This window comes from Citrobacter sp. Cpo142 (assembly GCF_030332425.1).
GTDB lineage: Bacteria > Pseudomonadota > Gammaproteobacteria > Enterobacterales > Enterobacteriaceae > Citrobacter > Citrobacter portucalensis.
On the sequence record NZ_JAOWHW010000109.1, the window covers coordinates 310,194 to 326,656 of the forward strand.

13 protein-coding genes are annotated in these 16,463 nt (G+C 53.3%); 9 read left to right on the forward strand and 4 right to left on the reverse strand.

The window, feature by feature from the left end:
• Nucleotides 1-50 precede the first annotated feature (50 nt).
• The 5 genes from OGY18_RS08200 (at nucleotide 51) to OGY18_RS08220 (ending at nucleotide 7,697) form a co-directional block, all read left to right on the forward strand.
• Nucleotides 51-3,791 (forward strand): nitrate reductase subunit alpha, encoded by a 3,741-nt coding sequence (locus OGY18_RS08200; RefSeq protein WP_008784806.1) that lies wholly within the window; start codon nucleotides 51-53, stop codon nucleotides 3,789-3,791.
• The gene (gene narH / locus OGY18_RS08205) at nucleotides 3,788-5,332 is read left to right on the forward strand and encodes a nitrate reductase subunit beta (RefSeq protein WP_003833042.1); all 1,545 of its coding nucleotides are present in this window, start codon (nucleotides 3,788-3,790) and stop codon (nucleotides 5,330-5,332) included. Before OGY18_RS08200 ends, narH begins: the two co-directional genes overlap by 4 nt.
• Nucleotides 5,332-6,027 carry a nitrate reductase molybdenum cofactor assembly chaperone gene (narW, locus tag OGY18_RS08210; protein ID WP_003833045.1) on the forward strand — a complete coding sequence of 232 codons (696 nt, stop codon included), beginning with the start codon at nucleotides 5,332-5,334 and terminating at the stop codon, nucleotides 6,025-6,027. The genes narH and narW overlap by 1 nt, the downstream gene beginning before the upstream one ends.
• Nucleotides 6,024-6,704, forward strand: coding sequence for a respiratory nitrate reductase subunit gamma (gene narI / locus OGY18_RS08215; RefSeq protein ID WP_003833047.1), 681 nt, complete (start codon nucleotides 6,024-6,026; stop codon nucleotides 6,702-6,704). Before narW ends, narI begins: the two co-directional genes overlap by 4 nt.
• Nucleotides 6,705-6,803: 99 nt before the next feature.
• On the forward strand, nucleotides 6,804-7,697 hold the full coding sequence (locus tag OGY18_RS08220; protein ID WP_149280955.1) for a PhzF family isomerase: 894 nt from the start codon (nucleotides 6,804-6,806) through the stop codon (nucleotides 7,695-7,697).
• Nucleotides 7,698-7,755: 58 nt separating this feature from the next.
• On the opposite strand, the gene nhoA is transcribed toward OGY18_RS08220, so the two are convergent.
• Nucleotides 7,756-8,601 (reverse strand): N-hydroxyarylamine O-acetyltransferase, encoded by an 846-nt coding sequence (gene nhoA / locus OGY18_RS08225; protein WP_198579197.1) that lies wholly within the window; start codon nucleotides 8,599-8,601, stop codon nucleotides 7,756-7,758.
• Between the two features lie 157 nt (nucleotides 8,602-8,758).
• Between nhoA and OGY18_RS08230 the strand changes: the two genes are divergently transcribed.
• Entirely contained in the window at nucleotides 8,759-9,331 is a 573-nt protein-coding gene (locus OGY18_RS08230; RefSeq protein ID WP_003833054.1) for a flavin reductase family protein, read from the forward strand.
• Between the two features lie 213 nt (nucleotides 9,332-9,544).
• Nucleotides 9,545-11,521, forward strand: a complete 1,977-nt coding sequence (locus tag OGY18_RS08235) for an alkyl/aryl-sulfatase (protein ID WP_286552552.1) — start codon at nucleotides 9,545-9,547, stop codon at nucleotides 11,519-11,521.
• A gap of 37 nt (nucleotides 11,522-11,558) precedes the next feature.
• Here the strand turns inward: OGY18_RS08235 and pptA are convergent, their stop codons facing one another.
• The gene (gene pptA / locus OGY18_RS08240) at nucleotides 11,559-11,786 is read right to left on the reverse strand and encodes a tautomerase PptA (protein ID WP_148361961.1); all 228 of its coding nucleotides are present in this window, start codon (nucleotides 11,784-11,786) and stop codon (nucleotides 11,559-11,561) included.
• A 34-nt stretch (nucleotides 11,787-11,820) separates the two neighbouring features.
• Entirely contained in the window at nucleotides 11,821-12,825 is a 1,005-nt protein-coding gene (locus OGY18_RS08245; protein ID WP_164562774.1) for a LacI family DNA-binding transcriptional regulator, read from the reverse strand.
• A 319-nt stretch (nucleotides 12,826-13,144) separates the two neighbouring features.
• On the opposite strand from OGY18_RS08245, the gene OGY18_RS08250 reads away from it, so the two are divergent.
• Together OGY18_RS08250 and OGY18_RS08255 are read left to right on the forward strand one after the other, a co-directional pair.
• Nucleotides 13,145-14,341, forward strand: coding sequence for an L-talarate/galactarate dehydratase (locus OGY18_RS08250; protein WP_286552555.1), 1,197 nt, complete (start codon nucleotides 13,145-13,147; stop codon nucleotides 14,339-14,341).
• Nucleotides 14,342-14,415: 74 nt separating this feature from the next.
• Nucleotides 14,416-15,726 carry an MFS transporter gene (locus OGY18_RS08255; RefSeq protein ID WP_286552558.1) on the forward strand — a complete coding sequence of 437 codons (1,311 nt, stop codon included), beginning with the start codon at nucleotides 14,416-14,418 and terminating at the stop codon, nucleotides 15,724-15,726.
• Nucleotides 15,727-15,795: 69 nt separating this feature from the next.
• Here OGY18_RS08255 and OGY18_RS08260 read toward each other — a convergent pair whose 3' ends face one another.
• Nucleotides 15,796-16,413 (reverse strand): glutathione S-transferase family protein, encoded by a 618-nt coding sequence (locus OGY18_RS08260; protein ID WP_286552560.1) that lies wholly within the window; start codon nucleotides 16,411-16,413, stop codon nucleotides 15,796-15,798.
• Nucleotides 16,414-16,463 lie beyond the last annotated feature (50 nt).

Sequence of the window (16,463 nt, forward strand, 5' to 3'; positions counted from 1 at the left end):
CCTGGCGTTCGATTCACCGTCGGCAATATTATCGAAGCAGGAGTTATGTCATGAGTAAACTGTTAGACCGCTTTCGCTACTTTAAACAAAAGGGCGATACGTTTGCCGAGGGGCATGGGCAAGTAATGCACACCAACCGGGACTGGGAAGACAGCTATCGTCAGCGCTGGCAGTTCGACAAAATTGTGCGTTCTACCCACGGCGTTAACTGTACCGGCTCATGCAGCTGGAAGATCTACGTTAAAAACGGGCTGGTGACCTGGGAAACGCAGCAAACCGACTACCCGCGTACCCGTCCTGACCTGCCAAATCATGAGCCCCGTGGCTGTCCACGCGGCGCCAGTTACTCGTGGTATCTCTATAGCGCGAACCGCCTGAAATATCCGCTGGTGCGTAAACGCTTAATCGAATTGTGGCGCGACGCCCTCTCCCGCCAGCCCGATCCGGTGCTGGCCTGGGAATCCATTATGAACGACCCGCAAAAATGCCAGAGCTACAAGCAGGTACGCGGGCGCGGTGGGTTTATCCGTTCTAACTGGAAAGAGCTTAATCAGCTGATTGCTGCCGCCAACGTCTGGACGGTGAAAACCTACGGCCCGGATCGCGTGGTCGGCTTCTCCCCGATCCCTGCGATGTCGATGGTTTCCTATGCCGCCGGCACACGCTATCTCTCGCTAATCGGCGGAACCTGTCTGAGCTTCTATGACTGGTACTGCGACTTACCGCCCGCGTCACCGATGACCTGGGGCGAGCAGACCGACGTTCCTGAATCCGCCGACTGGTATAACTCCAGCTATATCATCGCCTGGGGCTCTAATGTGCCGCAGACCCGTACCCCGGATGCGCACTTTTTCACAGAAGTACGCTACAAAGGCACCAAGACGATTGCCATTACGCCAGACTACTCGGAAGTCGCCAAACTGTGCGACCAGTGGCTGGCACCTAAACAAGGGACCGACAGCGCGCTGGCAATGGCCATGGGCCACGTCATCCTGAAAGAGTTCCACCTCGACAACCCCAGCGATTATTTCCTCAATTACTGCCGTCGCTATACCGACATGCCGATGCTGGTTTTACTGGATGCCCGGGAAGATGGCAGCTACGTGCCTGGACGCATGATGCGCGCCTCAGATCTTGTCGATGGTTTGGGCGAAAGCAACAATCCGGAGTGGAAAACGGTAGCCTTTAACAGTGCTGGCGAACTGGTTGTCCCGAATGGATCTATCGGTTTTCGCTGGGGGGAGAAAGGCAAATGGAACCTGGAACCACTGGCGGCAGGCGCTGAAACTGAACTTTCTCTCTCGCTGCTCGGTCAGCATGATGAAGTGACCGGTGTGGCATTCCCCTATTTTGGCGGCAACGAAAACCCGCATTTTCGCAGTGTAAAACAAGAACCGGTGCTGATCCGTCAACTGCCGGTAAAACATCTTACCCTCGCTGATGGTAGCCGTTGCCCGGTGGTAAGCGTCTATGATCTGGTGCTGGCGAATTATGGCCTCGATCGTGGTCTGGATGACGTTCATAGCGCACAAGATTACAGCGAAGTGAAAGCCTACACCCCGGCCTGGGGCGAGCAAATCACCGGCGTGCCACGCCGTCATATCGAACAGATCGCCCGTGAGTTTGCCGATACGGCACACAAAACGCATGGCCGTTCGATGATCATTCTCGGTGCTGGCGTTAACCACTGGTATCACATGGATATGAACTACCGTGGGATGATTAACATCCTGGTGTTCTGTGGTTGCGTGGGACAAAGCGGCGGTGGCTGGGCGCACTATGTGGGTCAGGAGAAACTGCGTCCGCAAACCGGTTGGTTGCCGCTGGCCTTTGCGCTGGACTGGAACCGTCCGCCGCGTCAGATGAACAGCACCTCGTTTTTCTACAACCACTCCAGTCAGTGGCGTTATGAAAAACTCACCGCGCAGGAACTCCTCTCTCCGCTGGCCGATGCGTCGAAATTTAGCGGACATTTGATTGACTTTAACGTACGTGCTGAACGAATGGGCTGGCTGCCGTCTGCGCCGCAGCTTAACCTCAACCCGCTGACAGTCAAAGCAAAAGCCGAACAAGCGGGGCTATCTCCTGCGCAATACACCGCACAGGCGCTGAAATCGGGTGATATTCGTTTTGCCTGCGAGCAGCCGGATAACGGCAAAAACCATCCGCGCAACCTCTTCGTCTGGCGCTCTAACCTGCTCGGTTCCTCCGGTAAAGGGCATGAATACATGCTCAAGTATTTACTGGGTACCGAAAGCGGGATCCAGGGGGAAGCGCTCGGTTCAAGTGAGGGGATTAAACCTGAAGAAGTTGAATGGCAGTCCGCGGCGATAGAGGGCAAGCTCGATCTGCTGGTTACCCTCGATTTCCGTATGTCCAGCACCTGTTTGTTCTCCGATATCGTTTTGCCAACCGCGACCTGGTATGAAAAAGACGATATGAACACCTCGGATATGCATCCGTTTATTCACCCGTTGTCCGCGGCGGTCGATCCGGCATGGGAATCGAAGAGCGACTGGGAAATATACAAAGGCATCGCCAAAGTATTCTCTGAGGTTTGCGTCGGACACCTTGGACAAGAAACGGATGTCGTGTTGCAACCGCTGCAACACGACTCTCCGGCAGAGCTGGCGCAGCCGTTTGACATTCAGGACTGGCGCAAAGGCGAATGCGATCTCCTCCCGGGCAAAACGGCACCGAATATCGCCGTTGTGGAGCGTGACTACCCCGCCACCTACGAACGCTTTACTTCACTTGGCCCGCTCATGGACAAACTCGGTAATGGCGGGAAAGGCATTGCGTGGAATACCCAGGCGGAAGTCGATTTCCTCGGCAAGCTGAACTATACCAAGCGCGAAGGCCCGGCAAAAGGACGCCCGCTGATTGACACCGCGCTGGATGCCTCTGAGGTGATCCTTGCCCTGGCACCGGAAACAAACGGTCAGGTGGCGGTGAAAGCCTGGGAAGCGCTGGGGGCGATGACCGGACGCGACCATACGCATCTGGCGTTGAACAAAGAAGACGAGAAGATCCGTTTTCGCGATATCCAGGCGCAGCCGCGCAAAATCATCTCCAGCCCCACCTGGTCTGGGTTGGAAAGTGAACATGTTTCCTATAACGCAGGCTATACCAACGTCCACGAGCTGATCCCATGGCGTACCCTGTCCGGTCGCCAGCAGCTGTATCAGGATCATGCGTGGATGCGTGCGTTTGGTGAAAGTCTGGTGGCGTATCGTCCACCTATCGATACCCGCAGCGTCAGTGAAATGCGCGAAGTTCCGCCTAACGGCTTCCCGGAAAAAGCGCTCAACTTCCTGACGCCGCACCAGAAATGGGGGATCCACTCTACCTATAGCGAAAACCTGCTGATGCTGACGCTGTCGCGCGGCGGACCGATTGTCTGGATCAGCGAGACCGATGCCAAAGAGCTGGGCATTGAGGATAACGACTGGATTGAAGCTTTCAACGCCAACGGTGCGCTCACCGCACGTGCAGTGGTGAGTCAACGTGTGCCGCCGGGAATGACCATGATGTATCACGCTCAGGAGCGAATCATGAATATCCCTGGCTCTGAAGTCACCGGGATGCGTGGCGGGATCCATAACTCGGTGACCCGCGTCTGCCCGAAACCCACGCACATGATAGGTGGCTATGCGCAGCTGGCATACAGCTTCAACTATTACGGTACGGTCGGCTCTAACCGCGATGAGTTCATCATGATTAGAAAAATGAAAAATATTAACTGGCTGGATGATGAAGGTCGCGATCAGGTACAGGAGGCGAAAAAATGAAAATACGCTCACAGGTAGGCATGGTTCTTAATCTGGATAAGTGCATCGGCTGCCACACCTGCTCCGTCACCTGTAAAAACGTCTGGACCGGGCGTGAAGGGATGGAATATGCGTGGTTTAACAACGTCGAGACTAAACCGGGGATTGGGTATCCAAAAAACTGGGAAGATCAGGAAGAGTGGCAAGGCGGCTGGGTTCGCGATGTTAACGGCAAGATAAGACCGCGTCTGGGCGGTAAGATGGGCGTCATCACCAAAATTTTCGCCAACCCGGTGATCCCGCAAATCGATGATTACTATGAGCCGTTTACCTACGATTATCAGCATCTGCATAGCGCGCCGGAAAGCAAGAATCAGCCCACCGCGCGTCCGCGTTCGCTGATTGATGGAAAGCGGATGGACAAGATTATCTGGGGTCCAAACTGGGAAGAACTGCTTGGCGGCGAATTCTCAAAACGTGCTCGCGACCGTAACTTCGAGAAGATGCAAAAGGAGATGTACGGCCAGTTCGAAAACACCTTCATGATGTATTTACCGCGCCTGTGCGAGCACTGCCTGAACCCAAGCTGTGTCGCCACCTGCCCAAGCGGTGCTATCTATAAGCGTGAAGAAGACGGCATTGTGCTGATCGACCAGGACAAATGTCGCGGCTGGCGCTTGTGCATCAGCGGCTGTCCGTACAAAAAAATCTACTTTAACTGGAAGAGCGGTAAGTCTGAGAAGTGCATTTTCTGCTACCCGCGTATTGAGTCCGGCCAGCCGACGGTATGTTCGGAAACCTGCGTTGGGCGTATCCGTTATCTCGGCGTATTGCTCTACGACGCCGACCGCATCGAAGAAGCGGCCAGCACCGAGCATGAGACCGATCTCTATGAGCGTCAGTGCGATGTATTCCTCAACCCGCACGATCCGGCGGTCATTGAAGAGGCGTTAAAACAAGGTATTCCGCATAACGTCATCGAAGCGGCCCAACGTTCGCCAGTCTACAAAATGGCGATGGACTGGAAACTGGCGCTGCCGCTGCACCCGGAATATCGCACCCTGCCGATGGTCTGGTATGTACCGCCATTGTCACCGATTCAGTCGGTCGCCGACGCGGGCGGACTGCCGCACAATGGTAACGTTTTGCCGGCGGTTGAGTCGCTGCGAATTCCGGTTCAGTACCTCGCTAACATGCTCAGTGCGGGTGATACCGGTCCGGTGCTGCGCGCGCTGAAACGTATGATGGCCATGCGTCACTATATGCGTGCGCAAACAGTGGAAGGTGTGACGGACACCCGCGCGATTGAGGAAGTGGGTTTGACCGTTGAGCAGGTTGAGGAGATGTATCGCTATCTGGCCATCGCCAACTATGAGGACCGCTTTGTGATCCCGACCAGCCACCGTGAAATGGCGCGCGATGCCTTCCCGGAGAAAAACGGCTGCGGATTTACCTTCGGTGACGGCTGCCATGGCTCAGATACCAAATTCAACCTGTTTAACAGTAGCCGTATTGATGCGATCGACATCACTGAAGTGCGCGATAAAGCGGAGGGTGAATAATGCAAATCCTGAAGGTTATCGGCCTGCTGATGGAATATCCCGACGAGCTGCTGTGGGAGTGTAAAGACGACGCGCTGGCGCTTGTGGCCAGCGATGCCCCCATGCTTACCGAATTTAGCCAGGGATTGCTCAATGCGCCACTGCTGGATAAACAAGCGGAATGGTGCGAAATCTTTGACCGGGGCCGGGCCACCTCTCTGCTGCTGTTTGAGCACGTGCACGCCGAGTCCCGTGACCGGGGTCAGGCGATGGTTGATCTGCTGGCTCAGTATGAAAAGGTCGGGCTACAGCTCGACTGCCGCGAACTGCCGGATCATCTGCCGCTGTATCTGGAGTATTTGAGCGTGTTGCCGGAGGACCAGGCCAAAGAAGGACTGCAGAACGTTGCACCGATTCTGGCTCTGTTGGGCGGGCGCTTAAAACAGCGCGATACGCCGTGGTATCAACTGTTTGACGCACTGCTGCTGCTTGCCGGAAGCCCTCTTTCAAGTGACAGTGTCACTAAGCAGGTTGGTGCTGAAACCCGCGATGATACTCGTCAGGCGCTGGATGCGGTGTGGGAAGAGGAACAGGTGAAGTTTATCGAGGATAACGCCACCGCTTGCGACAGTTCACCGTTACAAAACTATCAACGACGCTTTAGCCAGGACGTGGCGCCGCAGTATGTCGACGTCAGCGCGGGAGGCCCGAAATGATACAGTACCTGAACGTCTTTTTTTACGACATCTACCCGTACCTGTGCGGTACGGTATTTATCCTCGGCAGCTGGCTACGCTATGACTACGGGCAATATACCTGGCGCGCCTCTTCCAGCCAGATGCTGGACAAACGCGGCATGGTGCTGTGGTCAAACCTGTTCCACATCGGCATTCTGGGGATCTTTTTCGGTCACCTGTTCGGCATGCTAACGCCGCACTGGATGTATGCCTGGTTCCTGCCGATTGCGGTGAAACAACAGATGGCGATGATTGCCGGTGGGCTTTGTGGCGTACTGACGCTGGTTGGTGGCGCAGGTTTGCTGGTGCGCCGTCTGACCAACCCGCGTATTCGTGCGACATCTTCCACCGCCGATATTCTGATCCTCTGCGTTCTGTTGATTCAGTGTATCCTCGGCTTAACCACCATCCCGTTCTCTGCGCAACATCCAGACGGCAGTGAAATGCTGAAACTGGTCGGTTGGGCGCAGTCAGTGGTGACTTTCCAGGGCGGCGCATCTGCGCATCTGGATGGCGTGGCGTTGATTTTCCGTGTGCACCTGGTTCTGGGGATGACTATCTTCTTGCTATTCCCGTTCACCCGTCTGGTCCACGTATGGAGTGCGCCGTTTGAGTACTTCACTCGCCGCTACCAAATAGTGCGTTCCCGCCGATAATTGAACTCTGATGCCCGGTAGCGCTTGCGCTTACCGGGCCTGCATCGCTATCCCGCTTTTTGTGCGTTATGATGCTTCTCCATTTCAGGGAGAACGCTAATGAAACCACAGGTTTACCACGTCGATGCCTTTACCCCGGTCCCTTTTCGCGGCAACTCAGCAGGTGTGGTTTTACATGCTGATGGACTGAGCGACGCGCAGATGCAGCTCATCGCTCGCGAGCTGCGTCATTCAGAAACCGCATTTCTGCTGACCAGTGACGACAGCGATGTTCGCATCCGCTATTTCACCCCGACGGTCGAAGTTCCTATCTGTGGGCATGCTACCGTCGCCGCGCATTACGTGCGGGCCAGGGTGCTGAGTCTGGGTAACTGCACGGTCTGGCAAACCTCGTTGGCCGGACGTCATCGCGTGGATATTGACGCTACCGGGAACGACTATCGCATTAGCCTTGAGCAAGGTGAACCGGGTTTTGAACCTCCGCTGGAGGGCGCTGTTCGTACTGCGATTCTCGATGCGTTGCACCTGAGCGAAGACGATATGCTGGCAGGCTTACCCATTCAGGTTGCCACGACCGGGCATTCGAAAGTGATGATTCCACTGAAACCCGAGGTGGATCTCGACGCCCTTTCCCCTGATTTACCGGCTTTGACCGCCATCAGCCAACAAATTGGCTGTAACGGTTTCTTCCCTTTTCAAATCCGCGAGGGCGAAAACGCCACTGATGGCCGCATGTTTTCACCTGCTATTGGTATTGTGGAAGACCCGGTTACCGGCAATGCCAACGGTCCAATGGGGGCGTGGCTGGTTCACCATGGGCTGATGGCGCATGATGGGAAAACGTTACGTGTTCAGGGGCATCAGGGCCGTGCGCTCGGGCGCGACGGGATTGTTGATGTGACGGTGACTATCCGTGAAAACCAGCCGAAAAAAGTCACCATTACCGGTTCGGCGGTGATCCTGTTTCACGCAGAATGGGCGATAGATTTTTAATTGTTCCCGAAAGCCGGATAAGGCGATGACGCCGCATCCGGCATGACTTCCGATGCCCCTATTTCCCCGCCTCCGGATGCGTATCAAACGCCGCCATTACCGTCGCTAACTCATCTTCGGTAAACCCATGCTTCACGTCATCCACACCCAGTCCAAATCGTTCTTGCAACAACGCATACAAACTGGCGACGTCAGGCAAATTAATCTGCTCTACCGCATGTCCATCCTGATAATGGGTAAAGTGAAAATTGGTTAACGTTAATTTCCCGCCGTCGGGCAGATGACGGCACATCAGCAGATGATGGCGAAAATGTGATTGCGGCCAGTGTGCGGACCAGAAGTTGCCCATCAGATAATCGCTCTGATGCTGCACGACCAGATCGAAACGATACATTGACTGCCAGTGTTCGTGATGACGGAACTGGAGGATCCAATCTTCACCTTCCTGAATCAGCCGATATTCGCCGTGTGGCGTCTTCTGCTCAGTGTTAGCCTGCAGACGAATCGGCGCTGTCAGCGTTTGCCCGCCGAAGCCAACGTCGGCAATCCACTGTTCACCCTGTAATTCAATCAGCAACAAACGATGCGTGCGCGGCGGCAGGCTTGACGGATTTGCCAGTACCACGCGACCGAGAAGGCTACGTACGTTAAAACCGATTTCGCGTAGCGCGCGTTCAAACACGCCGTTCTGTTCAAAGCAATAACCGCCACGACGCGCCGTTACCAGCTTCTCTTCCAGCGACAAATCGTCAAGCTGCATCTCTCTTGGCAGTAATACGTCCAGGTTTTCAAAGGGAATCGCGGCGTTATGCAGTAAATGCAGCGCTTGCAAGGTTTCAATGTTGACGTTGGCCGAACCTGACCAGCCAATACGGGCAAAGTAAGCGGTTAAAAAAGGCGTCATACGGAGTTCCTGTTCGATTAATGCAGTACTTATAACGTATTTTTCGTTTTACGCTGTCGATTTTGTGCGTTGTTAATTCCTGTGAGGCGACAAAATCGCTAATACCGTTAATATCTATGTTTATTGTGGTGTGTTATCTCTCAGCCAAGGAGCATCCATGAGCCATTTTCGTCCGATCGAATTAAAACATGCCAGTCGGCTACTCAATCATGGCCCAACGATATTGATAACCAGCCGGGATGAGCATACCGAGCGGCGAAATGTGATGGCTGCGGCGTGGTCAATGCCCGTGGAATTTGAGCCGCCGCGGGTAGCAATTGTTGTTGATAAGACCGCCTGGTCGCGGGATCTCATTGAACGTAGCGGTAAATTCGGCATCGTTATTCCGGGTATCGCCGCCGTCAACTGGACCTGGGCCGTAGGCAGCGTTTCCGGTCGCGTGGAAGATAAATTCAACTGTTACGGCATTCCCGTGGTGCAAGGACCCGTGCTAGGTTTACCGCTGATAGAAGCGAAATGTCTGGCCTGGATGGAGTGTCGCCTGTTGCCAGCCACGGCGGCACAGGAAAAATATGACACTCTGTTTGGGGAAGTGGTCTCCGCTGCCGCTGATGAGCGAGCCTTCGTGGAAGGACGCTGGCAGTTTGATGATGGCAAGCTCAATACTCTGCATCACCTTGGGGCCGGAACGTTTATCTCCAGCGGGAAACGTATTATCGCAGGTGAATGATAGTATGCTAGCGGATGGCAGTTCTGCTCTGTCATCCGCAACTGTTTTCTTAAAACCTCTGAAAAACCAGTTAGATAAATTACTCTGCCTTCCTTGCCTAATCATTCATGTGAATTATAGTTAATCTTGCACTAACTCAAATACCTAATCAAAACGCTATCCGTCAAAGCAGCATCCCCAACTGTACTTTTGAAGTGTCAGAGAGGTTTTACGATGCAACTTAACAGAATCGCACAAAGTTTTATACTTGCTGGGTTACTCACATCGTTTTCTGTTCCTGTTATGGCCGCTGAAGCCCCCAAAGACGCAACCGCCGCCACGCAACAAGCCAACAACGCGCTTTACAACCAACTGCCCTTCTCCGATAACACCGACTTTACCGACGCCCACAAAGGCTTTATCGCTCCACTCCCGCAGGACGTGATCAAAGGCGAGCAGGGAAATGTTATCTGGAATCCGCAGCAATATGCGTTTATCAAAGAAGGCGATAAAGCCCCGGATACGGTAAACCCGAGCCTGTGGCGTCAGTCCCAGTTGATCAACATCAGCGGGCTGTTTGAAGTAACGGATGGCGTTTACCAGATCCGTAACCTCGATCTGTCGAACATGACCATTATTGAAGGTAAAGAAGGCATCACCGTCGTTGACCCGCTGGTCTCGGCAGAAACGGCCAAAGTCGGGATGGATCTTTACTTTAAAAACCGCGGTCAAAAACCGGTTGTCGCGGTAATTTATACCCACAGCCACGTTGACCATTACGGCGGCGTTCGCGGCGTTGTTGATGAAGCCGACGTTAAAGCGGGCAAAGTGAAAGTTTATGCACCAGCCGGCTTTATGGAAGCCGCGGTCGCTGAGAATATCATGGCGGGTAACGTCATGAGCCGCCGCGCGAGCTACATGTACGGCAACCTGCTAAAACCTGATGCCAAAGGCCAGGTCGGCGCGGGACTGGGAACCACGACCTCCGCGGGAACCGTTACCCTGATTGCGCCAACAAATATCATTGAGAAAGATGGACAAAAAGAGGTCATCGACAGCCTGACTTATGACTTCATGCTGGCCCCGGGTTCCGAAGCACCGTCGGAAATGCTGTGGTACATCGAAGAGAAGAAACTGATTGAATCCGCTGAAGATGTCACCCACACCCTGCACAATACCTACTCCCTGCGCGGAGCCAAAATTCGTGAGCCGCTGCCGTGGTCCAAATACATCAACGAAGCGATTGTGCGCTGGGGTGATAAAGCCGAAGTGCTCATGGCGCAGCACCACTGGCCAACCTGGGGTAATGACAAGGTGGTCAGCCTGCTGAAAAGCCAGCGCGATCTGTATCGTTACATCAACGACCAGACGTTACGCATGGCTAACGAAGGTCTGACCCGCGATGAAATCGCCGCCAACTTTAAGCTGCCGGACTCACTGGCCCATACCTGGGCTAACCGCGGTTACTATGGTTCCGTGAGCCATGACGTAAAAGCGACCTATGTGCTCTACCTCGGCTGGTTTGACGGCAACCCGGCAACGCTGGATGAGCTGCCGCCGGAAGAGTCTGCGAAGAAATTTGTCGACTACATGGGCGGCGCTGACGCCATTTTGCAGAAAGCCAAAACCGACTATGACCAGGGTAACTATCGCTGGGTGGCTCAGGTGGTGAGCAAAGTGGTATTTGCCGATCCAAATAACCAGACCGCGCGTAATCTGGAAGCGGATGCGCTGGAGCAACTGGGTTATCAGGCTGAATCCGGCCCGTGGCGTAACTTCTATCTGACCGGGGCGCAAGAGCTGCGAAACGGCGTAGTCAAAGGCCCAACCCCGAATACCGCCAGCCCGGATACCGTTCGTGCTATGACGCCGGAAATGTTCTTCGATTATCTGGCAGTGCATATTAACGGACAAAAAGCGGGTGATGCGAAGTCTGTATTTAACATCGATCTTGGCAGTGATGGCGGTAAATATAAGCTTGAACTGGAGAATGGCGTCCTGAACCATACCGCCAATGCCGAAGCGAAAGATGCCGACGCCACTGTCACGCTTAATCGCGATACGCTGAACAAAATCATCCTCAAAGAAGTGACGCTGAAACAGGCACAAGACAGTGGTGATGTGAAGATTACCGGTGACGGCGCCAAGCTTGATGCCATGCTCGGCTATATGGATAAATTCGAATTCTGGTTCAACATCGTTACACCATAAGCACAACGAAAACGGGCGGAAATCCGCCCGTTTTTTCTTACATGCTGTAGCCAGGTTTTTTAATTAATCTCGCCATCTGCGGCGCAATTTCCGCATCCCACACGCCCTGCCACGCCTCTGGCTCAACTTCATTGAGCGCCACGCTGACTGAACTGTCTTTGCTTTGCAAATGGCGAATAATAACCTCGGAAATATCCGCCGCCAGGGCGGTTTTTTGTTCGTCGGTAAGAGCGCGAGGAAAACATTTAATATCAACGTGCGGCATAGCAGATTCCTTATAGTTTTGGATTGCAGGTAACTTATGCGGACTCTCGTTCTACCAGATGAAAACCGACATCAATAATATCGTCTTCACGCGGAATTTGTTCGATACGATCGGCAAGCAGTGAGGCGGCGCGTTGCCCGATGGCCCGTCTGTCGACGCTGACGGTGGTGATGGCGGGCCGGTTGCTGGCAGCAAAATCCAGATCGCCAAAACCGATTACCGCTAACTCTTGCGGCACGCGTATACCGCGGCTCTCGGCTTCCATGATTGCCCCCTGAGCTAACGTATCTGAGCTACAGACAATGACATCAAACTCGCGATCCGCCAATAGCTGCGTCAATCCTGCGCGTCCCAATGCCAGAGAGGCCGGAAGCGGGACATCCACCTGTGCGTCAGCCGCAATACCATGACGACTCAACGCATCGCACAGTCCTTGTTTACGCTGGCCTGCCCGACGATCGGCTGTCCATAACAACCCCGGACGTCGATAACCTTTTTCCAACAGATAGTCTGCCACCGCCTGCCCGACCTTTTCATGCGAAAAGCCGACCAGCATATCGATGGGTGTTGGGGTTAAATCCCAGATTTCCACGACCGGGATGGCCGCATTAAGAATCACCTTTTTCAGCTCGGCGGTATGATGAATACCGGTAAGTACTACGCCATCCGGGCGACGAGAAAGCAGCGTCGCCACCAGCTCCGCCTCTGTTTGCGGCGTATAACCCGACACGCAGAGCAAAATGTGGTATCCGCGTTCTGCCAGTTCATCACTTAATGACTGGATGGTATCGACAAACATATTGTTGTTAATTTGCGGAATAACCACGGCGATAAGCTTGCTGCGACGTGACGCCAGTCCCCCAGCCAGTGCGTTGGGAATATAGCCGGTGGCGCGCACCGCCTGCATCACTTTTTCAACCGTTTTCGGGCGCACCATCTGCGGGGTATTCAACGCCCTGCTCACCGTCATGGGTGACAATCCCGCGGTACGGGCAACATCTTCCAGCGTGGGGGCGCGCGGAGGTTTGGGATTTTTCACTGTCGATGCCCTTGTCAAAAATCGCTGATTTATGCTGGCATTATTCATCATGATTTGGGCTATTGCCAGCGACTCTCGGCGATAACGCTGAGAAAACAGCAGCTTAGTTAATTATCGTTAATTAAAATGATAGCGCAATCATAATGATTTGTGCATTTCTCCATAAAGTACTGGAATGTGACGTCGTTTATAATTTACCACCCTTTTCTCTCTGTATTTGTGAGCGATTGTTCAAATTGCAGTCAATTCACTGGCGCTGTGATTGCGCTAACATTAAAAATGATAGCGCAATCATTTGTTATCACCAGGAGAGAACAATATGTCTTTAAGTGCCAATTCCGATGCCGTAACCTATGCCAAATCGGCCAACGCCAAAACCGCAGCAGAAACCGGTGACCGTATTGAATGGGTAAAACTGTCTCTGGCTTTCCTTCCGCTGGCAACACCCGTGAGCGATGCCAAAGTGCTCACCGGTCGCCAGAAACCGCTAACCGAAGTCGCCATAATCATTGCCGAGATCCGCAGCCGCGACGGGTTTGAAGGTGTGGGATTTAGTTACTCCAAGCGGGCTGGCGGCCAGGGGATCTATGCGCATGCCAAAGAAATTGCCGATAACCTGTTAGGCGAAGATCCAAACGATATTGACAAGATCTACACCAAGTTGCTCTGGGCTGGCGCTTCCGTGGGGCGCAGCGGCATGGCGGTACAGGCTATCTCCCCTATCGATATCGCCTTATGGGATATGAAGGCCAAACGTGCAGGATTGCCGCTGGCAAAACTGCTTGGCGCGCATCGGGACTCCGTTCAGTGCTACAACACCTCCGGCGGATTCCTGCATACCCCGCTGGATCAGGTGCTTAAAAACGTGGTTATTTCCCGTGAAAACGGCATTGGAGGTATCAAACTCAAAGTTGGTCAGCCAAACTGCGCCGAAGATATTCTCCGCTTAACCGCGGTGCGTGAAGCACTGGGGGATGACTTCCCGCTAATGGTCGATGCCAATCAGCAATGGGATCGGGAAACCGCCATCCGTATGGGACGTAAAATGGAGCAGTTCAATCTAATCTGGATTGAAGAGCCGCTGGACGCCTACGATGTTGAAGGCCACGCCCAACTGGCCGCCGCGCTTGATACCCCAATAGCCACCGGTGAAATGCTGACCAGCTTCCGCGAACATGAACAGCTGATCCTCGGCAATGCCAGCGATTTTGTGCAGCCCGATGCACCGCGTGTGGGAGGGATTTCACCGTTCCTGAAAATTATGGACCTGGCGGCTAAACATGGTCGCAAACTGGCTCCGCACTTCGCTATGGAAGTTCACCTGCATCTGTCCGCCGCTTATCCACTTGAACCATGGCTGGAGCATTTCGAATGGCTGAACCCGTTATTTAATGAACAACTTGAGCTGCGTGATGGCCGGATGTGGGTTTCCGATCGTCACGGTCTGGGCTTCAGCATCAGCGAGCAGGCGCGCCGCTGGACGCAATTAACCTGCGAGTTTGGCAAACGACCTTAATGTATTTGGCGGGTAAGCAATACCCGCCCTCCTCCCCTACAAAAACGCTCTCAACCTTATGAAAGGAGTGGGTGATGAACACAATAATAAAGCGCACAAAAGTGCGTTACGGCATTCTGATATTTCTGTTTCTTGCGACCGTATTTAATTATGCCGATCGCGCGACGTTATCCGTCGTGGCGCCGATTATGAGCAAAGAATTAGGTTTTGATCCTGAAGCTATGGGGCTGGCCTTTTCTGCCTTCGGTATTTCTTATGTCATTATGCAACTACCCGGCGGCTGGCTGCTGGATCGCTATGGCTCGCGTCTGGTATACGGCTGCGCACTGATTGGCTGGTCGCTGGTGACTATGTTTCAGGGCACCATTTATCTGTACGCCAGCCCGCTTGTCGTATTGATTATCTTACGATTACTGATGGGGGCGATTGAAGCTCCGGCCTTTCCGGCCAATAGCCGATTAAGCGTGCAGTGGTTTCCTAATAACGAACGGGGCTTTGTTACCTCAGTCTATCAGGCCGCGCAATATATCTCGTTAGGGATTATTACGCCGTTAATGACGATTATTTTGCATAATCTCAGTTGGCACTTTGTGTTTTATTACATTGGGGCAATAGGCGTTCTTCTTGGCATCTTCTGGTTGGTCAAAGTCAGAGATCCCATGCATCATCCAAAGGTGAACCAGCAGGAAATTGACTATATCCGGGAAGGCGGTGGTGAACCGTCGCTGGGTAATAAAAAAGAGCCACAGAAGATTACCTTTGCGCAAATTAAAAGCGTCTGCGTCAACCGCATGATGATTGGCATTTACATCGGACAGTTCTGCGTAACGTCAATTACCTGGTTCTTCCTGACCTGGTTCCCTACCTATCTGTATCAGGCGAAAGGCATGTCGATCCTCAAAGTGGGATTTGTCGCCAGTATCCCGGCCATTGCCGGTTTTATCGGTGGATTATTAGGCGGCGTTTTCTCCGACTGGCTTTTAAAACGCGGCTACAGCCTGACGATTGCCCGTAAGCTCCCGGTTATCTGCGGGATGTTACTTTCCTGCGTCATCGTTATCGCCAACTACACTTCGTCAGAATTTGTGGTGATCGCGGCGATGAGTCTGGCGTTTTTCGCCAAAGGCTTTGGCAATCTGGGATGGTGCGTACTTAGCGATACCTCGCCAAAAGAAGTGCTCGGTATTGCAGGCGGCGTATTCAATATGTGCGGCAATATGGCCAGTATCATCACGCCACTGGTAATTGGCGTCATTCTGGCGAATACCCAGTCTTTTGATTACGCCATTCTGTACGTCGGTTCGATGGGGCTGATTGGCCTGATTTCTTATCTGTTTATCGTGGGTCCATTGGATCGTATTACGCTGACCCCTTCTGTCGCGTAATTTAAACTTATGGCGATAGTTCGCCCGCTGTTCCGGGATTTGCACTCCTGCGGAACAGCGTTTTTTTATTCAAATAATCTTATTGCTTTTCAGTACAGTACGCAGTCTCGGATGCTGACAAACCGCATCGGCGATGGCGCTAATATTCGGCGTGTTGTCCTGAAACCAGTCATGCCCTGGTCCCCAGGTGCGCATAACGGCAATGTAAATGTCCAGCAGTGTTAGCTGATCCCCAAATGCGTACGGCTCGGCGCTTAGCTGGTTGTTCAGCCACATATAGAGGGATTTACGGTACTCGATACAGTTCTTTTTCAACTGAGCCGGGGCGTCCGGTACCCATCGATCAGGATAATCGGCATAGGTAAACGTGGGATAGACATTTGCGACCAACCATATCAGCAGACGCTGAAACTGCTGGCGTTCGGCGTGTCCAACGGGTGGTGAAAGTTCGGGGCGACGATCGAGGATCATCAGCGCGATCGCCGCCGTTTCCGTCATCACGCTGCCATTTTCCAGTACCAGCGTGGGCACCTGACACAGTGGATTCATTGTTTTAAGCAACTCCCGCGAAGGACCATCGCTGTCAAAACCGTCCACATCAATAAAGCTGTAAGGGATATCCGCCAGTGTGAGCATCACTTCACTGATGGCCGATCCCCAGCCAGGTACCCCATAGACCTTAATCATGCTGCAATCCCCAAAGTTAAAACCCTAAGTGTAGAGCAGCATTCGACAAC